Raw genomic sequence first — 2,029 nt, 5'->3', positions numbered from 1 at the left:
GGTCAGCGCCTCCACGGCCTCGCGCACACGCGCCTCGAACAGGGCGAAGATGTTCATCGGTCTCGGTCTCGCTCGCGCGGGGATGCTGCCGCAGGGCCTCGACCTCGGCCGCGTCGTCGTCGAGCCGCCGCGCGACACGACGCATGGCGACCTGGCCACGAACGCCGCGCTGGTCCTGGCCAAGGAGGCGCGGACCAACCCGAAGGCCCTGGGGGAGGCCCTGGCCGCGGAACTGCGCGCCGACCCGCGCATCCTGGAGGCCGGCGTCGCGGGCCCGGGCTTCATCAACCTTCGGCTCGCGCCCGGGATCTTCCAGGATGTGATCCGCAGCGCGCTCGCGGACCCCGAGCAGTTCGGCCGCGCCCAGCTCCCCGGGGGAGCGATCAACGTCGAGTACGTCTCGGCCAACCCCACCGGACCGATGCATGTCGGCCACGGCCGCGGCGCGGTGTTCGGCGACGCCCTGTGCAACCTCCTGGTCGCGGCCGGCCGCCAGGTGACGCGGGAATATTACATCAACGACGCCGGCGCCCAGGTCGATGTCCTGGCCCGCTCGGCCTACCAGCGTTACCGCGAGGCGCTGGGCGAGCCGTTCGCGATCGCCGAGGGGCTCTATCCGGGCGATTACCTCAAGCCCGTGGGCGTCCACCTCGCCGAGACCCACGGCCGCGCGCTCCTCGACCGGCCGGAGTCCGAATGGCTCCCCGCCGTGCGCGAGACGGCCCTCGCCATGATGATGGACATGATCCGGGCCGACCTCGCGGCGATCGGCATCCGGCACGACGTGTTCTTCTCCGAGCGGACGCTCCAGCAGAGCGGCGCCGTGAAGGCCCTGCTCCAGGAGCTGCGCGAGCGCGGGCTCGTCTACGAGGGCCGCCTGCCGCCGCCTAAGGGCCAGCTGCCGGAGGATTGGGAGGATCGCGAGCAGACGCTGTTCCGGACCAAGGATTTCGGAGACGACAACGACCGTCCGCTGCTGAAGTCGGACGGGTCCTACACCTACTTCGCCTCCGACATCGCCTACCACCGCGCGAAGTACCTGGCGGGCGCCACCGAGCTGATCGACGTGCTCGGCGCCGACCACGGCGGCTACGTCAAGCGCATGCAGGCGGCCGTGAAGGCCGTCAGCGACGGCAAGGCGACGCTGGACGTGAAGCTCTGCCAGCTGGTGCGGCTGTTGCGCGCGGGCGAGCCCGTCAAGATGTCGAAGCGGGCCGGCGAGTTCGTGACGCTGCGCGACGTGATCGACGAGGTCGGGCGCGACGCGATCCGGTTCATGATGCTCTACCGGAAGAACGACGCGACCCTCGATTTCGACCTCGCCAAGGTGGTCGAGCAGTCGAAGGACAACCCGGTCTTCTACGTCCAGTACGCCCATGCCCGCGTCCGCTCGGTGCAGCGGCAGGCGCGCGAGGCTTTCCCTGGCGCCGACCTTTCGCCGGCAGCGTTGCTGCGCGAGGCCGATTTCGACCTCCTGACCGATCCCGGCGAGGTCGAGGTGATGCGGCTGGTCGCCCAGTATCCCCGCGTCCTCGAATCGGCGGCCGTGGCGCACGAGCCGCACCGGATCGCGTTCCACCTCTATGAAATGGCGGCCGCGCTTCATACTTTATGGAACAAGGGCAAAGACTTGCCGCAATTACGGTTTGTTAATGCAACCGACCGAAAGTCGACCTGGGCGCGGCTGGCGCTCGTCGAGGCTCTCCGGAGTACCCTCGCGGCCGGCCTCGCAGTGCTCGGTGTGACCGCGCCGGATGAGATGCGATAGGCTCGATATGCATCGGGCCGGTGACCGGCCGTGATGTGAGGATGCTGCCATGACGAACGCTTCGCGCGCTCAGGTCGATTTGGACGCCCTCGCGCGCGATCTGCGTCAGGAGCAGGGGCGCGTCGCCTCGGGTGGCGCCAAGCCCGATCCGCTGGCCGAGCTGGCGCGGATCGTCGGACAGGACGACCCCTTCCGCGCGCTTCTTGCGGCCCGCGACGAGATGCGTGGCGCGGCGCCCGCACAACCGCAGGCCGGCTGGGA

The 2,029-nt window shown here is 69.8% G+C and carries 1 protein-coding gene and 1 pseudogene; both read left to right on the top strand.

Annotation, left to right across the window (positions count from 1 at the left end; translation table 11 throughout):
* Window positions 1-49: 49 nt before the first annotated feature.
* Window positions 50-1,768 carry an arginine--tRNA ligase gene (gene argS, locus FV228_RS27985; RefSeq protein WP_147857478.1) on the top strand — a complete coding sequence of 573 codons (1,719 nt, stop codon included), beginning with the start codon at window positions 50-52 and terminating at the stop codon, window positions 1,766-1,768.
* Window positions 1,769-1,817: 49 nt separating this feature from the next.
* Window positions 1,818-2,029 (top strand): annotated as a pseudogene (locus tag FV228_RS27980) (SPOR domain-containing protein); the annotation flags it as partial.

Source organism: Methylobacterium sp. WL18, assembly GCF_008040015.1.
GTDB classification, from domain to species: Bacteria; Pseudomonadota; Alphaproteobacteria; order Rhizobiales; family Beijerinckiaceae; genus Methylobacterium; species Methylobacterium mesophilicum.
The sequence above is the reverse complement of the archived record's forward strand: the minus strand, read 5'-3'. Positions and strand labels throughout refer to the sequence as shown.

Excerpts from the sequence above, each read along its gene's own strand:
- argS (WP_147857478.1), top strand. The coding sequence starts at position 50 with ATGTTCATCGGTCTCGGTCTCGCTCGCGCGGGGATGCTGCCGCAGGGC.